We start from the raw sequence: 15727 nt of genomic DNA on the forward strand, positions 1-15727 counted from the left end.
GACTTTGCTGGAAACGGTTACAAGGCGTAGGCGGATGTGTCGCGCCTCGCGCCCTAGTACAATCGGTCTTTTGGAGCTTTGATCTATGCGCCTGCTAGGAAAAGCGCTCACCTTCGACGACGTGTTGCTGGTGCCTGCGTTCTCCCAAGTCCTTCCCAAGGACACCTCCCTTGCGACCCGTCTGTCGCGCAACATCACCCTGAACCTGCCGCTCGTGTCCGCCGCCATGGACACCGTCACCGAAGCTCGCCTGGCGATCGCCATCGCGCAGGAGGGCGGCATGGGCATCGTGCACAAGAACCTCACCGCGCAGCAGCAGGCCGCCGAAGTGGCCAAGGTCAAGCGCTACGAATCCGGCGTGTTGCGCGATCCGGTCATCATCACGCCGACACACACCGTACGCCAGGTCATCGACATGGCCGCGCAACTCGGCATTTCCGGTTTCCCGGTGTGCGACGGCGGCAAGGTGGTCGGCATCGTCACCAGCCGCGACCTGCGCTTCGAGACGCGCTACGACGTGCCGGTGAGCGAAATCATGACGCCGCGCGAGAAGCTCGTCACGGTGAAGGAAGGCGCCTCGCTCGCCGAAGCCAAGGCCCTGCTGAACAAGTCGAAGCTCGAACGGCTGCTGGTCGTCAACGAAGCCTTCGAGCTGAAGGGCCTGATCACCGTCAAGGACATCACCAAGCAGACCAGCTTCCCCAATGCGGCGCGCGATGCCCGGGGCCAGTTGCGCGTGGGCGCGGCGGTCGGGGTGGGTGACGGCACCGAAGAACGCGTCGAAGCGCTGGTGCGTGCCGGCGTCGATGCCATCGTGGTCGATACGGCGCATGGCCACAGCAAGGGCGTGATCGAACGCGTGCGCTGGGTCAAGCAGAACTATCCCAACGTCGATGTGATCGGCGGCAATATCGCCACCGGCGCGGCCGCCCTGGCGCTGGCCGAGGCCGGTGCAGACGCGGTGAAGGTCGGCATCGGCCCCGGCAGCATCTGCACCACGCGCATGGTGGCGGGCGTCGGCGTGCCGCAGATCATGGCCATCGACAACGTGGCCACGGCCCTGCGCGGCAGCGGCGTGCCCCTGATCGCCGACGGCGGCGTGCGCTACAGCGGCGACATCGCCAAGGCCATCGCCGCGGGCGCCAGCACCGTGATGATGGGCGGCATGTTCGCCGGCACCGAGGAAGCGCCCGGTGAAGTGATCCTGTTCCAGGGCCGCAGCTACAAGAGCTACCGCGGCATGGGCAGCATCGGCGCCATGCAGCAGGGCAGTGCCGACCGCTACTTCCAGGAGTCGACGACGGGCAACCCCAACACGGACAAGCTCGTGCCAGAAGGCATCGAAGGCCGCGTGCCCTACAAGGGCTCGCTCGTGTCTATCATCTACCAGATGGCCGGCGGCGTGCGCGCGAGCATGGGTTACTGCGGTTGCGCCACCATTGACGAAATGAAGGAGAAAGCGGAATTCGTCGAGATCACCTCGGCAGGAATTCGCGAAAGCCACGTGCATGACGTGCAGATCACCAAGGAAGCTCCCAACTATCGGGCAGAATGAGTTTGCGGTGTATACCGTTTTCTCGTTAACCAGAAGGAGTATTTGATGGGAATGATCTCGTTTTTGAAGGAAGCCGGCGAAAAACTGTTCGGCAAGTCCCCGGAGATTGCCGCCGTGGTGGCGGAGCCGAGCAATGCCGAGAAGGTCGCAGCCGCCAACGCTGCGGCGGCCAACGCCATCGGCAGCTACATCCGTGCCCAGAATCTGCCTGCGGACCAGCTGACCATCACCTTCGACGGCGCGACCCAGTTCGTCACCGTCGCGGGCACGGTGGCCGACCAGGCGACGAAGGAAAAGATCGTGCTGTGCTGCGGCAACGTGCAGAACGTGGCCGGGGTGAATGACCAGATCGAGACCAGCCAACCCGCTGACGCCTCGCAATACCACTTGGTCGAACGCGGCGACACGCTGAGCGCCATTGCCAAGAAGTTCTACGGCAACGCGAACGCCTATCCGACGATCTTCGAAGCCAACAAGCCGATGCTGAGCGACCCCGACAAGATCTACCCAGGGCAATTGCTGCGGATTCCGCCGCAGGCCTGAAACCAGGTTCCAGTTCCGTCCCGGGCAGCCCTGCTGCCCGTTTTTCATTTTTGACCATGCAACATCAAAAAATCCTCATCCTCGACTTCGGCTCCCAGGTCACACAGCTGATCGCGCGGCGCGTGCGCGAAGCCCAAGTGTTTTGCGAGGTCCATCCCTGCGACGTCAGCGAGGAATGGATTCGTGAGTACGCCAAGGATGGCCAGCTCAAGGGCGTGATCCTGTCGGGCAGCCACGCGAGCGTGTACGAAGACACGACAGACAAGGCGCCGCAACTGATCTTCGATCTGGGCGTGCCGGTGCTCGGCATCTGCTACGGCATGCAGACCATGGCCTACCAGCTCGGCGGCAAGGTCGAGGGCGGACACAAGCGCGAATTCGGTTTCGCCGAAGTGCGTGCGCATGGTCACACCAAGCTGCTTGAAGGCATCCAGGATTTCGCCACCGGCGACGGCCATGGCATGCTCAACGTCTGGATGAGCCATGGCGACAAGGTGGTCGAGTTGCCGCCCGGCTTCAAGCTCATGGCCAGCACGCCGAGCTGCCCGATCGCCGGCATGGCAGACGAGGCCCGCGGCTTCTACGCCGTGCAGTTCCATCCCGAAGTCACCCACACGGCGCAGGGCAAGGCCTTGCTGGAGCGTTTCGTGCTGCGCATCTGCGGCACGCGTGCGGACTGGATCATGGGCGACTACATCGAGGAGGCTGTCGCCAGGATTCGCGAACAGGTGGGCGACGAGGAAGTCATCCTCGGCCTGTCCGGTGGCGTCGATTCCAGCGTGGCGGCCGCGCTGATCCACCGCGCGATCGGCGACCAGCTCACCTGCGTCTTCGTCGACCACGGCCTGCTGCGGCTGAACGAGGGCGACATGGTGATGGAGATGTTCGTCGGCAAGCTGCATGCGAAGGTCATCCGCGCCGATGCAAGCGAGTTGTTCCTCGGCAAGCTGGCCGGCGTGAGCGATCCGGAAGCCAAGCGCAAGATCATCGGCGGCGAGTTCGTGACCGTGTTCAAGGAAGAAGCCGCCAAGCTGAAGGCCGGCACCGGCGGCCACAAGGGCGCGACCTTCCTGGCCCAGGGCACGATCTACCCGGACGTGATCGAATCCGGTGGCGGCAAGAGCAAGAAGGCCGTCACCATCAAGAGCCACCACAACGTCGGCGGCCTGCCCGAGCAACTCGGCCTGAAGCTGCTCGAGCCGTTGCGTGAACTGTTCAAGGACGAAGTGCGCGAACTCGGCGTGGCGCTCGGCCTGCCGCCGGAGATGGTCTACCGCCACCCGTTCCCCGGCCCTGGCCTGGGCGTGCGCATCCTGGGCGAGGTGAAGAAGGAATACGCGGACCTGCTGCGCCGCGCCGATGCCATCTTCATCGAAGAGCTGCGCAACTTCCGCGACGAGGCCACGGGCAAGAGCTGGTATGAGCTCACGAGCCAGGCTTTCACGGTGTTCCTGCCCGTGAAGAGCGTGGGCGTGATGGGCGACGGCCGTACTTATGACTACGTGGTTGCACTGCGCGCCGTGCAGACCAGCGACTTCATGACGGCCGACTGGGCCGAGCTGCCCTACGCACTGCTGAAGAAGGTGTCCGGCCGCATCATCAACGAAGTTCGAGGCATCAACCGGGTCACTTACGACGTGAGCAGCAAGCCACCTGCCACCATCGAGTGGGAGTAGGGGTAAAGCCCTTCTTCAAATCATCGGCTTGCGAGGCAAGTCGATGATGCGCGAGCTGCTTGCCGTTGATTTCGTCACTGTACGGCCAGTGTCAGCGTCAGGCCATTTCTGCGTTCGAAGGCTCGAATGCGGTCAATCAGGTCTTCGTTCAGCCGTTGGCCGGCCGACAACAGCAGTACGCCCTCGGGTGACATGAAATCCTCTGTCAACGTCTGGCCAGCGCGCAGTTCCGCGGTGCGCAGGCGCAGCGACGGCGCGCTCGGGCTGGGTGGCGCGGCCGAAAACAGGCCTGCGAAGGCATCGATGACGTTCGGGTCGAACCGGCTTCCGCGCCCGGCGATCACGGCGCGGCGGGCATCGAGCGGGCTCTGCGCCTGGCCATCGATGCGGCCGCTGCGCAAGTCCTCGTAGGTATCCGCCACCGCCAGGATGCGGGCGCCGAGCGGGATCGCCGCGCCACACAGTCCGTCCGGGAAACCTCGTCCGTCCCAACGCTCGTGATGGGAGCGGATCAGCGGTGCGACACCCTGCATGTCGTCGCTGGCCAGCAGGGCCTGCTCGCCGAGCACCGGGTGCAGCCGGTAACGGCGCAGTTCGTCGCCGCCGAGCCGGTGCAGTGGCCGCGTCAGCACCGCGTCGCTGAGGCCGATGTGGCCGATGTCGTGCAGCAGCGCGGCAATCGGCAGATCGCGCGCGGCTTCGGCATCGAGCGCCATGACTTGCGCAATGCGGCGCGCCAGATCGGCGACCTGGCGCGCGTGCCCGACCTGGGCGCTATCGCGCAACTCGATCAACGCAGTGAAGGCTTTGATCGAGGTCAGGTAGTTGCGCTTGAGCCGCCCGTTGGCGGTGGCCAGTTCCTCGGTGCGCAGGGCGACGCGGGTTTCCAGTCCCGCGTTCATCGCCTTCAGTTCGTCGTTCTGCCGTTGGGTAAGCCGCTCGAGGGCGTCTTTGTCGGCTTCGAGTTGCTGCCGTTCGGCGACTTGGCGCAGGGTGAGCACCAGTTCTTCGTCGTTCCAGGGTTTGGCGATGTAGCGGTGCAGCTGGCCGCGATTGATCGCGGCGATCGTCGAGTCCAGATCGGCCTGGCCCGTCAGCAGCAGCCGCGCGGTTCGCGGCCAGTTCTGGCTGACCCGTTCGAGCAGCTACACACCATTCATGTCCGGCATGCGCATGTCAGACAGCACGGCGTTGACGGGTTCGGTGGCGAGCAGCGCCAGCGCCGCTTGCGCATGTCCAGCCGTCAGGATGCGCCAGCCCGTGGCGCGGAACACCCGCCGCAGTGCGGCCAGGATGTTCGGCTCGTCGTCGACGGCGAGCAGCGTCCAGGGCGGGTTGGCGGCCGTCATGCCGCGACACCTTCGGCGAGCGGGCGCCGCACCGGAAGCGTGACGCGAAAGCACGCGCCGCGGCCCGGTTCGCTGCGCACGTCGATGCGGCCCTGGTGCTTCTGCACGATGCCATAGGCCAGCGACAGGCCCAGGCCGGTGCCGCGGCCCACCGGCTTCGTGGTGAAGAAGGGGTCGAAGACACGCGGCAGGTGTTCGGGCGCGATGCCGCAACCGTCGTCCTCCACCTCGATCCAGACCTCGTTCCCGGCGGTGCCGCTGCGCACGACGATCAGGCCGCGCTCCGGGCCGACCGCATGGGCCGCGTTCACCAGCAGGTTGAGGAACACCTGGTTGAGCTCCGATGGCAGGCATTCGATATCGGGCAAGGCGCCGTATTCGCGGCGAACGTCGGCCCGGTACTTGATCTCGTTGGCGACGATGTTCAGCGTCGAGTCGATGCCCTGGTGCAGCGCGGCCCACACCCACTCCTGACGGGTGTCGGCACGCGAGAAGTCCTTGAGATCCTGGACGATCTTGCGCACGCGCGACAGCCCTTCCTTCGACTCGCCCATCAGCATCGGAATGTCCTGTTTCAGGTAGTCGAGCTCGACGCGCGTGCGCAATGCCGCCAGGCGCGTTGCGACGGCGCTGCCGGCCAGCGCCGCTTCGGCCTGCTCGTAGGCTTCGAGCATCTCGAACAGGCGCTCGAGATAGGTTTCCAGCGTGCCGAAGTTCGAGAACACGTAGCCGATCGGGTTGTTGATCTCGTGCGCTACGCCGGCGGCGAGCTGCCCGATCGACGCCAGCCGTTCGGACTGCAGCAACTGGTTCTGCGCGCTGCGCAGGCTTTCGTTCAGCGCGTGCAAGGCCTTGTTTGCGCGCTGCAGCGAGATGAGTTCGGATTCGGACATGGGCATCGGCTCAGTCAAGCAGCGCGGCGAGCCGCGTCTGCAGTTGACCGTTCAGTTCTGCCAGGTCCCTGTTCGCAGCCTGCAATTCCTGCTTGAGGTGATGGTTCTGATCGGTCATCTCCTTCAACGCAAAGGCCTCGCGCAGATGGGCTCTCAACTGCTCGTCGTCCCAGGGCTTGGCGAGAAACTTGTAGATCGCCCCCTCGTTGATCGCGTCGGTGATCGACTGCAACTCGGTGTAGCCCGACAGCACTAGCCGGATCGTGTCCGGGTACAACTGCCTGGCCCGCCGCAGCAGTTCGACGCCGGTCATGCCCGGCATGCGCTGGTCGGACAGGATCACGTCGACCTCGTGCCGTGCCAACAGCTGCAGCGCTTGTTCGGCACTGGATGCGCTGAGCACGAGCCAGCCTTCGGCGCGCAGCAGCCGGCGCAGCGCGGCGACGATGTTCTCCTCGTCGTCGACCACCAACAAGGTGCGCTGCCGCGAACGCCGGTTGAGCAGGGCGGGATCGATCTGCCGGCCGTCGCGCAGCATCGTTTCGACCGCTGCGGCCGGCAGGGCGGCGCTGAACCAGTAGCCCTGCATCTGGTCGCACTGGTTGGCCGCCAGGAGGACCGCCTGGCCTTCGCTTTCGACGCCTTCGGCGAGCACCTTCATCTGCAACTGGTGCGCCATCGTGATGATGGCGCGCGTGATCGACACGTCCTCCGCCAGCGCGGTGACGTCGGGCACCAGCGAGCGGTCGATCTTGACCACGTCCACCGGCAACCGGCGCAGGTAGCTCAGGCTCGAGTAGCCGGTGCCGAAGTCGTCGAGCGACACCTCGACGCCCAGCGTACGCAGTGCTTGCAGGTGCTGCACCGCCTGGTCGAAATTGCCGATCAGCATGCTCTCGGTGACCTCGACGCCGAACAGCCGTGGGTCGAGGCCGGCCGTGTCGAGCAGGCCTTCGATGCGACGCGCCAGCTCCGGCTGCAGCAACTGGCGCGCCGAGAGGTTGACCGCCATGCGCAGCGGTGGCAGCCCGGCGCGCTGCCAGGCCGCGGCCTGCTCGATGGCGCGGCACAACACCCAGTCGCCGATGGCGACGATCATGCCGGTCTCTTCGGCGATCGGGATGAAGCGATCCGGCGCGATGCGGCCCAGCTTGGGGTGCTGCCAGCGCAGCAAGGCCTCGACGCCGACGATGCGGCCATGCCTCAGGTCGAGCTGCGGCTGGTAGTGCAGGTCGAGTTGCTCGTCGCGCAACGCATGGCGCAGCGCGGTCTCCAGGGCCAGCCGTTCAGGGTCGTCATCGTGCGGCGCTCCCGCATAGATGCAGGCCTGATTGCGACCCAGCCGCTTGGCCTGGTGCAATGCCGCGTTGGCGCGACGCACCAGCGTGTCCGGGAGATCGCCGTCGCCTGGGGCCATGGCGATGCCGATGCTGCAGGTGACGTAGATCTCGTGTCCGTCGATCGACATCGGCCGGGCGATACCATCGAGCAGCGCCTGTGCCATGTGCTGCAACGGCGCCGAAGGGCTTGGCATCACGATCACGAATTCGTCGCCGCCGCGCCGCGCGACCAGGTCGATGCTGCGCACGGTGGCTGCGATCCGCTGTGCCGCTTCGCGGAGCACCGCGTCGCCGACTTGCGGGCCGAGGCCGTCATTGATGCGCTTGAAACGATCGAGCTCCAGCAACAGTACCGCACTCTCCGCGCTGGTCTCCAAGGTCGCGCCCAGACGCTCGTAGAGCAGCTGGCGGTTCGGCAGCCCGGTCAGTTCGTCGAACTGCAGCAATTGCCGGATGCGGCGTTCGGCGGCGCGGCGCTCGCGCAGGTCGTCGATGCAGACATGGGCGAAGGACGCTTCGTCGCTGTTCACCAGGCTGACGGAGACATCGACCGGAATCTCATGTCCTTTCTGGTGGCGAACGCTGGTCTCGAAACGCAGCGAACCCCGTTCGCACAGTTCGCGCCAGCGTAGCGGCCACTGCATCGTGTCGACCTGCGTGTCAATGTCGGGCACGCGCAGCCGTAGCAATTGCGCGTGCTCCAGACCCAGCAGGCGGCACGCCGCCGCATTGGCGTCGCGAAAGGCCCCGTCGGGCCCCACCTGCAATAGCGCGTCGTTGGCCTGTTCGACGGCATGTCGCGTGAGTTGCAACTGGTGCTGCGCCTGCTCGCGTTCGCTCACATCGCGCGCGGACGGGATCAGCCAGATCACCCGACCTTCCGGGTCGTAGAGAGGCAACAGCGAGAAGTCCATCGACAAGATGGCGCCGCTGCTGGTGGCCACACGCACGTCGAAGCGCGAGGCCTCGCCGCGCAAGGCAATGGCCAGCGCATGCTGCAGCCGCTGCCGCGAGGGCTCGCAGGCTTGCCACCAGGGGGTGGCATCGAACCGCTGGCCGAGCACCTGCTCCGGCTTGCTGCCGATGGCCTGCAATGCCGCCTGGTTGGCATAGCGCAGCACGCCGTCGGTGTCGAGCAGGCCGGCGAAGATGGACGGTCCCAGCCGGTCCAGCACCTCATGCATGGTCATCTCCGGGCCCGATGGCGTGGGATGGGTGGCCACGAGCGCCAGTTCGGCATCGCGGTGCGGCATATCCGGGAGGGCTTGTTGGTTTTGCATGCCGCCAGTGTGTCCGGCGGCCTGCGCCGGCGGCGTGTGCAGTTGCGCGCCTGGGCGACCGGATCAGATCAACGGCTGCACAAGAGCGGCTGTGCGGGGCGCGTCATCGACCAGCTGCGCCAGCGTGCGCGTGGCTCGTTCCAGTGTTGCATCCCAGGGCTGGCCACAGGTCAGCCGGATGTGATGCTGGAACTCTGCACGCGCAGAAAACATCGGCCCGGGCGCCAGGCTGATGCGTTGCGCCAACGCGGCACGGTGCAGCACCATCGCGTCGACCCCGCCGGGCAACTCGACCCACACGAAATAGCCGCCGGCCGGACGCACCATGCGCGTCCCGTCCGGGAAGAGCCGGGTCACGGCATCGAACAGGCTGTCGCGCTGCGCCTGCAGCGACTGGCGCAGGCCACGCAGGTGGCGGTCGTAGCCGCCTTCCTGCAGGTACTCGGCCAGTGCCGCCTGCACCGGGATCGATCCCGACAGGCTTGTCATCAGCTTCAGCCTTTGGACCTCGAGCGCCCACCGACCGGGCGCGGCCCAGCCAATGCGGTAACCGGGAGCCAGGCACTTCGAGAAAGACGAGCAGTGCAGCACCAGACCGCGGCGGTCGTAGGCCTTGGCCGGCAGCGGCGCCGTGTTGCCTTCGTAGAGTTCCGCATAGACGTCGTCTTCGATCAGCGGCAGGTCGTGGCGGGCGAGCAGGTCGACGAGATCGCGTTTCTTCGCCTCGGGCATCAGGCTGCCGAGCGGGTTCTGGAAGGTCGTCATCAGCCAGCACGCCTTCGGGCGGTAGAGCTCGATCACCTGCGCCAGGCGGCCGAGATCGATGCCTTCGCGCACGTGGGTCGGCACTTCGATGGCGCGCAGGCCCAGCCGTTGCAGCGCCTGCAGTGCGACGTAGAAGGTAGGGGACTCGACCACCACCGCGTCGCCTGGCCGCGCCACCGCGTTCAGACACAGGTTCAATGCCTCCATCGCGCCGTGGGTGAGCACGATCTCGTCCGTGGCCACGGCAAAGCCCTGGCGCAGATAGCGCTTGGCAATCTCCCGCTTGAGCTGCAGGTTGCCCGGAGGCAGGTCCCCGGCCATGCGCCAGGGGTCGAGCCGCCGCATGCTGGAGATCAGCGCGCGGCGTAGTCGATCCAGCGGAAACAGGGTCGGGCTCGGAAACGCAGAACCCAAAGGCACGATGTTGCGCGAACGCGTGGTGCCGAGGCACGCGTAGATCAGGTCGTTGAGCTCGACAGGCTGCGATGCGGACTGCGGCTGCGACGTCTGCGGCTCCGGCAGCAACGCGCCGCCGGTGCGAGCGGCGACAAAGTAGCCCGACCGTGGAACCGCCCGAACCATGCCGCGCGATTCGAGCAGGTAGTAGGCCTGGAAGACGGTACTCGGGCTCAGGCCCCGGCTGGTGCAGGCCTGGCGAACGGACGGCAGGCGGTCGCCCGGACGAAGCACGCCTGCCGTGATCTGCTGCTCGAGTTCACGGGCCAGCAGTTCGTACCTCGTGGAGGCGGTATTCGGACGATTGGGCATGGTGTGGGCACCGCGCCTCGGTCGACTGCCGGCTGGGTGGGTGAGGTTCGCACAGTCTAGTCCTTGCGCGCTGCGATGCAAGCCTCGGCAGCCGGCACCGACCCTCCCCCGCGCGACGAAGCGGTGAAATGGCGGCTCGCTTGACAAACCATGCCTGAACGGACGCCCGAGGCCCGGTCAGTCCGCTTTTTCGGCCGCCGGTCGGCCGGTCTTGATGGCAGGCACGGCCTGCAGCGCATTGCGCAAATCGGCATCGGCCATGGCCGCGAGTGCCTTGATGCCGGCGCGCAGCAGTTCGCTTTTCTTGGCCGGGTGGGCCAACTGCATGGCGCGCTGCTTCAGGGCCTCGAGCACCAGGTATTCGGCCTTCGGGATGGTGAAGCTGTCGCGCACCAGCTTCGGTTTCCTGGGCTTGTCCTGCTTGTCATGCTTCTCGGCCTTGGCCGCTGCCGGCTTCTTGAGCGGCGCGGGCTTCGCGGATTTCTCGGCGGGCTTGGGTTTTGCGGCGGCCTTGACGGGCTTGGCGGCTTTGAGGGGTTTTGCCGGTGTCTTCTTGACCGGCTTGGCCTTGACGACGGTCTTCTTCGCGGGTGCGGCCGCGGCCTTGTTCTTCTTCGGCGTCGAGGCCCGGGTCACCGCAGGGGTGGCTGCCGAGGGTGCGGCGGAGCCTTCGAGCGCGAGGGTGGGGGTGGTGCTTGCAGTGGTCAAAGGATGTCTCTGAAGTTAAACGGTTTATATAGTTTATACGGTTTCAGTCTGCAAAATCGCAGGTCGAAGCGGCGTTAGACACGCTGTGCGCAGGGCTTGAAATTGCCGGTATCGCTGCCACCTGCGGCGCAGATGCATTGATTCCCGGTGCTCTATAAAATGACGCATGGCCACCAAAATTCCCCCCAAGACCGTTCAGCCGACGACCAAGCCGTCGACGCCTGATGATGGAGGTTCGGTCGTCCTCGAACGCCGGACCCAGAAAGTCAAGCCCCCGCAGATGCATCAGGTATTGATGCTCAATGATGATTACACGCCGATGGAATTCGTGGTCGTAGTCATCCAGGAGTTCTTCAGCAAGGACCGCGAGACCGCGACGCAGATCATGCTCAAGATCCATCTGGACGGCAAAGCGGTCTGCGGTGTGTACAGCAAGGACGTCGCCGCCACCAAGGTCGACCAGGTGCTCGAAGCCGCGAAGCAATCAGGACACCCTTTACAGTGCATTAGTGAGCCTGTTGAGTGAGCAATTGAAAACTTTGGGGTCGAACCCATGTAGAGTGTGTAGTAACAGCATGGCGAAAAAGGAAATCACATGATTGCCCAGGAATTGGAAGTCAGTTTGCACATGGCCTTCGTGGAAGCGCGTCAGCAACGCCACGAGTTCATCACCGTCGAGCACTTGCTTCTGGCCTTGCTCGACAACCCCAGCGCCGCTGAGGTGCTGCGCGCCTGCTCGGCCAACATCGACGACCTGCGCAAGTCCTTGAGCAATTTCATCAAGGACAACACGCCACAGGTCGCCGGCACCGACGACGTCGATACACAGCCCACGCTCGGGTTCCAGCGCGTGATCCAGCGTGCCATCATGCACGTGCAGTCCACGGGCAGCGGCAAGAAGGAAGTCACCGGCGCCAACGTGCTGGTGGCCATCTTCGGCGAAAAGGATTCCCACGCCGTGTATTACCTGCACCAGCAGGGTGTCACGCGCCTGGACGTGGTCAACTTCATCGCCCACGGCATCAAGAAAAGCGACCCGCCAGAGCCTGTCAAGTCGTCCGAAAACCAGGCCGAAGGTGAAGAGGGCGGCGGCGAAAAGAACGAGAAGGCTTCGCCACTGGAGCAGTTCACCCAGAACCTGAACCAGATGGCCAAGGACGGCAAGATCGACCCGCTGATCGGCCGCGAATACGAGGTCGAGCGCACCATCCAGATCCTGTGCCGCCGGCGCAAGAACAACCCGCTGCTGGTGGGCGAAGCCGGCGTGGGCAAAACGGCCATCGCCGAGGGCCTGGCCTGGCGCATCACGCAGAAGGACGTGCCCGAGATCCTGGCCGAAGCCCAGGTGTATTCGCTCGACATGGGCGCCTTGCTCGCCGGCACCAAGTACCGCGGCGATTTCGAGCAGCGCCTGAAGGGCGTACTCAAGTCGCTGAAGGACAAGCCCAATGCCATCCTGTTCATCGACGAGATCCACACGCTGATCGGCGCGGGTGCGGCCTCGGGCGGGACGCTGGATGCGTCCAACCTGCTCAAGCCGGCACTCTCCAGCGGCCAGCTCAAGTGCATTGGCGCGACCACCTTCACCGAATACCGTGGCATCTTCGAGAAGGACGCGGCGCTGTCGCGGCGTTTCCAGAAGGTCGACGTGGTCGAGCCGACAGTGCAGGAAACGGTGGAGATCCTGAAGGGCCTGAAATCGCGCTTCGAGGAACACCACAGCGTGAAGTACGCCGTGGCCGCATTGCAAGCTGCCGCCGAGCTGAGCGCCAAGTACATCAACGACCGCCATCTGCCCGACAAGGCCATCGACGTGATCGACGAGGCCGGCGCGGCCCAGCGCATCCTGCCGCCGAGCAAGCGCAAGAAGACCATCACCAAGGCCGAGGTCGAGGAGATCGTCGCCAAGATCGCGCGCATTCCGCCCGCCAACGTGTCCAACGACGACCGCGGCAAGCTCAAGACGCTGGAACGCGACTTGAAGAGCGTGGTGTTCGGCCAGGACAAGGCGCTGGATGTGCTGGCCTCCGCCGTGAAGATGGCGCGCTCGGGCCTGGGCAAGGGCGACAAGCCGATCGGCTCGTTCCTGTTCAGCGGCCCCACCGGCGTCGGCAAGACCGAAGCCGCGAAGCAGCTCGCCTACATCATGGGCATCGAGTTGATCCGCTTCGACATGTCGGAATACATGGAGCGCCACGCGGTGAGTCGCCTGATCGGCGCGCCTCCGGGCTACGTCGGCTTCGACCAGGGCGGCCTGTTGACCGAGGCCGTCACCAAGAAGCCGCATTGCGTGCTGCTGCTCGATGAGATCGAAAAGGCCCATCCGGACATCTTCAACGTGTTGCTGCAGGTGATGGACCACGGCACGCTGACCGACAACAACGGACGCAAGGCCGACTTCCGCAACGTCATCATCATCATGACGACGAACGCGGGTGCCGAGACCATGAACAAGGCGACGATCGGGTTCACGAATCCGCGCGAAGCCGGCGACGAGATGGCGGATATCAAGCGCCTGTTCACGCCCGAGTTCCGCAACCGCCTGGACGCGACCGTGAGCTTCAAGGCGCTGGACGAAACCGTCATCCTGCGCGTGGTCGACAAGTTCCTGCTGCAGTTGGAAACGCAATTGGCAGAGAAGAAGGTCGATGTCACCTTCACCGATGCGTTGCGCAAGTACCTCGGCAAGAAGGGCTTCGATCCGCTGATGGGTGCGCGTCCGATGCAGCGCCTGATCCAGGACACGATCCGTCGTGCCTTGGCCGACGAACTGCTGTTCGGCCGGTTGATCGACGGTGGCCGCCTCACGGTGGACATGAAGATCACCACCGACGAAAAGGGTGTGGAAACCGGCGAGGTCGAGCTCGACATCCAGCCGCTGCCGAAGAAGGAAGGCAAGGCCAAGCCTGAATCGGAAGAAGCGACCGCCGGCTGATCCAGCTGGGGTGACGCAAAAGGGCCGGCGCCATCAACGCCGGCCTTTTTTCTTTGAGAATCCAAAACAGACTGCATTTATGTTGGAAACCATGCTTGTCCCCACCGCATCCGATCCGGAGGCGAGCGAAGCGCTCGCCGAATTCGTGCGGCGCCATGCCAGGCTGTTCGTGCTGACCGGCGCCGGTTGCAGCACCGATTCCGGCATTCCCGACTACCGGGACATCAACGGGGAATGGAAACGCAATCCGCCCGTGACCTACCAGGCCTTCACCGGTGACGACGCCACACGCCGCCGCTACTGGGCGCGCAGCCTGCTGGGCTGGCCGATGATGAGCGGTGCGCGGCCCGGCGCCGCACACCGGGCGCTGGCTCAATTCGAGGCCGCGGGGCGGGTGGCCCAGTTGCTCACGCAGAACGTCGATGGCCTGCACGACCGCGCCGGCAGCCGGCGCTGCATCGACCTGCACGGCCGCATCGATACCGTGCGCTGCCTCGGCTGCGAACGCCGTTCGCCGCGCGCCGAACTGCAGCTCGAGCTGCGCCGCCGCAATCCCCAGTGGGCCGCACTCGAAGCCCAGCCCGCGCCGGACGGCGATGCCGACCTCGACGGAATGGATTTTTCAGGCTTCGACGTTCCGTCGTGCCCAGCCTGCGGCGGCATGCTCAAGCCGGACGTGGTGTTCTTTGGCGAAAACGTGCCGCGCGAGCGCGTGGATGCGGCCTTTGCGGCGCTGGACGCGGCCGATGCCGTGCTGGTCGCGGGCTCGTCGCTGATGGTCTATTCGGGTTTCCGTTTCGTGCAGGCCGCCGCCGCCGCGGGCAAGCCCATCGCCGCGGTGAACATGGGCCGCACGCGCGCCGACGAGCTGTTCACCCTCAAGCTGGCCGCGCCCGTCGGCGACACATTGACGGCGCTGGCTGCGCGGTTTTAACCGGCTTGCTTATCATCGGCAGCTGCTTTGCAGGAGGTCAGGATGAAGATTGCCGTGATGGGTGCGGGTGCGGTCGGTTGTTACTACGGCGGCATGCTCGCCCGCGCGGGCCACGAGGTGGTGCTGATCGGCCGTCCGCAACACGTGGAAGCCGTCTTGCGTGACGGCCTGCTGCTGGATACGCAAACCTTCACCGCCCATGTGCCCATGGCCGCCAGCACCGACGCCAGCGCCGTCGCAGGCGCGGCGCTGGTGTTGTTCTGCGTCAAATCCACCGATACAGAAAGCGCGGCTGCCGAGATGCGGCCGCATCTGCTGCCTGGCGCATTGCTGCTGTCGCTGCAGAACGGCGTGGACAACGCCGACAGGCTGCAGGCCGCGCTGCCCGACCAGGAGGTCGCCGCCTCGGTCGTGTACGTGGCCAGTGAGATGGCCGGTCCGGGCCACATCCGGCATCACGGCCGCGGCGAACTGGTGCTGGCGGCGACGAAAACCACGCCGCAGGTCGCCGCCATGCTGACCGACGCCGGCGTGCCGACCGAGGTCTCCGACAACGTCGCCGGCGCGTTATGGGCCAAGTTGATCCTCAATTGCGCCTACAACGCCTTGTCGGCGATCGCGCAACTGCCTTATGGCCGGGTCGTGGCCGGCGAGGGCGTGCCTGCGGTGATGCGCGATGTGGTGGACGAATGCGTGGCCGTGGCGCGGGCCAACGGCGTGCGCCTGCCGGGCGACCCGCATGTTGCCGTGGAGCAGCTCGTGTTGTCGATGCCGAACCAATACTCTTCCACGGCGCAGGACATGGCGCGCGGCAAACGCAGCGAGATCGATCATCTCAACGGCTACGTGATGCGCCGCGGCGAGGCGCTGGGCGTCGCCACGCCGGTGAATCGCGCGCTGCACACCTTGGTCAAACTCATCGAGAGCCGCGCCGATCCTGCTTAAGCCGCGCCGGCACCCGCGCCGTGGGCAAACACATGA

Annotated in this window: 13 protein-coding genes; 7 read left to right on the forward strand and 6 right to left on the reverse strand. The window is 65.4% G+C overall.

Going from position 1 to position 15727, the window contains the following annotated elements; all coding sequences use genetic code 11:
- The first annotated feature begins 85 nt into the window (after nucleotides 1-85).
- From guaB to guaA, 3 genes are read left to right on the forward strand one after another with little or no spacing between them, the layout of a single operon-like run.
- Nucleotides 86-1555 (forward strand): IMP dehydrogenase, encoded by a 1470-nt coding sequence (gene guaB, locus RD110_RS13405; protein ID WP_076199946.1) that lies wholly within the window; start codon nucleotides 86-88, stop codon nucleotides 1553-1555.
- Between the two features lie 45 nt (nucleotides 1556-1600).
- A complete protein-coding gene (gene lysM / locus RD110_RS13410; protein ID WP_076199947.1) occupies nucleotides 1601-2098 on the forward strand; it encodes a peptidoglycan-binding protein LysM in 498 nt (165 codons plus the stop codon).
- Nucleotides 2099-2154: 56 nt separating this feature from the next.
- Entirely contained in the window at nucleotides 2155-3774 is a 1620-nt protein-coding gene (gene guaA / locus RD110_RS13415; protein ID WP_076199948.1) for a glutamine-hydrolyzing GMP synthase, read from the forward strand.
- Nucleotides 3775-3848: 74 nt separating this feature from the next.
- On the opposite strand, the gene nosR is transcribed toward guaA, so the two are convergent.
- The 6 genes from nosR to RD110_RS13440 form a co-directional block, all read right to left on the reverse strand.
- Nucleotides 3849-4919, reverse strand: a complete 1071-nt coding sequence (gene nosR / locus RD110_RS13420; RefSeq protein WP_479725208.1) for a response regulator c-di-GMP phosphodiesterase, NosR family — start codon at nucleotides 4917-4919, stop codon at nucleotides 3849-3851.
- Nucleotides 4920-5123 carry a response regulator gene (locus tag RD110_RS28595; RefSeq protein ID WP_239467234.1) on the reverse strand — a complete coding sequence of 68 codons (204 nt, stop codon included), beginning with the start codon at nucleotides 5121-5123 and terminating at the stop codon, nucleotides 4920-4922.
- Nucleotides 5120-6016 carry an ATP-binding protein gene (locus RD110_RS13425; protein ID WP_275425872.1) on the reverse strand — a complete coding sequence of 299 codons (897 nt, stop codon included), beginning with the start codon at nucleotides 6014-6016 and terminating at the stop codon, nucleotides 5120-5122. The genes RD110_RS28595 and RD110_RS13425 overlap by 4 nt, the downstream gene beginning before the upstream one ends.
- Nucleotides 6017-6026: 10 nt before the next feature.
- Complete coding sequence (locus RD110_RS13430) at nucleotides 6027-8636, reverse strand: EAL domain-containing protein (RefSeq protein WP_083686258.1); 2610 nt, start codon at nucleotides 8634-8636, stop codon at nucleotides 6027-6029.
- Nucleotides 8637-8699: 63 nt separating this feature from the next.
- Complete coding sequence (locus RD110_RS13435) at nucleotides 8700-10169, reverse strand: aminotransferase-like domain-containing protein (RefSeq protein WP_076199951.1); 1470 nt, start codon at nucleotides 10167-10169, stop codon at nucleotides 8700-8702.
- A gap of 177 nt (nucleotides 10170-10346) precedes the next feature.
- The gene (locus RD110_RS13440) at nucleotides 10347-10877 is read right to left on the reverse strand and encodes a hypothetical protein (protein WP_076199952.1); all 531 of its coding nucleotides are present in this window, start codon (nucleotides 10875-10877) and stop codon (nucleotides 10347-10349) included.
- 166 nt (nucleotides 10878-11043) lie between these two features.
- On the opposite strand from RD110_RS13440, the gene clpS reads away from it, so the two are divergent.
- From clpS to RD110_RS13460, 4 genes are all read left to right on the forward strand, one after another.
- Complete coding sequence (gene clpS / locus RD110_RS13445; RefSeq protein ID WP_076199953.1) at nucleotides 11044-11403, forward strand: ATP-dependent Clp protease adapter ClpS; 360 nt, start codon at nucleotides 11044-11046, stop codon at nucleotides 11401-11403.
- 69 nt (nucleotides 11404-11472) lie between these two features.
- Nucleotides 11473-13812, forward strand: a complete 2340-nt coding sequence (gene clpA / locus RD110_RS13450; RefSeq protein WP_076199954.1) for an ATP-dependent Clp protease ATP-binding subunit ClpA — start codon at nucleotides 11473-11475, stop codon at nucleotides 13810-13812.
- A 91-nt stretch (nucleotides 13813-13903) separates the two neighbouring features.
- Nucleotides 13904-14746: an NAD-dependent protein deacetylase gene (locus tag RD110_RS13455; protein WP_157900179.1), complete on the forward strand. Its 843-nt coding sequence runs from the start codon at nucleotides 13904-13906 to the stop codon at nucleotides 14744-14746.
- A gap of 42 nt (nucleotides 14747-14788) precedes the next feature.
- Nucleotides 14789-15691: a ketopantoate reductase family protein gene (locus RD110_RS13460; RefSeq protein WP_076199956.1), complete on the forward strand. Its 903-nt coding sequence runs from the start codon at nucleotides 14789-14791 to the stop codon at nucleotides 15689-15691.
- Nucleotides 15692-15727: the final 36 nt, after the last annotated feature.

The sequence above is a fragment of the Rhodoferax koreense genome (assembly GCF_001955695.1).
In the GTDB taxonomy this organism is placed as follows: domain Bacteria; phylum Pseudomonadota; class Gammaproteobacteria; order Burkholderiales; family Burkholderiaceae_C; genus Rhodoferax_B; species Rhodoferax_B koreensis.

What these genes read in the sequence shown, in the direction of transcription:
- clpS (WP_076199953.1), top strand. Translation starts at nt 11,044, where the DNA reads ATGGCCACCAAAATTCCCCCCAAGACCGTTCAGCCGACGACCAAGCCG.
- RD110_RS28595 (WP_239467234.1), bottom strand. Translation starts at nt 5,123, where the DNA reads ATGACGGCCGCCAACCCGCCCTGGACGCTGCTCGCCGTCGACGACGAG.
- RD110_RS13430 (WP_083686258.1), bottom strand. Translation starts at nt 8,636, where the DNA reads ATGCAAAACCAACAAGCCCTCCCGGATATGCCGCACCGCGATGCCGAA.
- guaA (WP_076199948.1), top strand. Translation starts at nt 2,155, where the DNA reads ATGCAACATCAAAAAATCCTCATCCTCGACTTCGGCTCCCAGGTCACA.
- lysM (WP_076199947.1), top strand. Translation starts at nt 1,601, where the DNA reads ATGGGAATGATCTCGTTTTTGAAGGAAGCCGGCGAAAAACTGTTCGGC.
- RD110_RS13425 (WP_275425872.1), bottom strand. Translation starts at nt 6,016, where the DNA reads ATGTCCGAATCCGAACTCATCTCGCTGCAGCGCGCAAACAAGGCCTTG.
- RD110_RS13435 (WP_076199951.1), bottom strand. Translation starts at nt 10,169, where the DNA reads ATGCCCAATCGTCCGAATACCGCCTCCACGAGGTACGAACTGCTGGCC.
- RD110_RS13455 (WP_157900179.1), top strand. Translation starts at nt 13,904, where the DNA reads ATGCTTGTCCCCACCGCATCCGATCCGGAGGCGAGCGAAGCGCTCGCC.
- clpA (WP_076199954.1), top strand. Translation starts at nt 11,473, where the DNA reads ATGATTGCCCAGGAATTGGAAGTCAGTTTGCACATGGCCTTCGTGGAA.
- RD110_RS13460 (WP_076199956.1), top strand. Translation starts at nt 14,789, where the DNA reads ATGAAGATTGCCGTGATGGGTGCGGGTGCGGTCGGTTGTTACTACGGC.
- guaB (WP_076199946.1), top strand. Translation starts at nt 86, where the DNA reads ATGCGCCTGCTAGGAAAAGCGCTCACCTTCGACGACGTGTTGCTGGTG.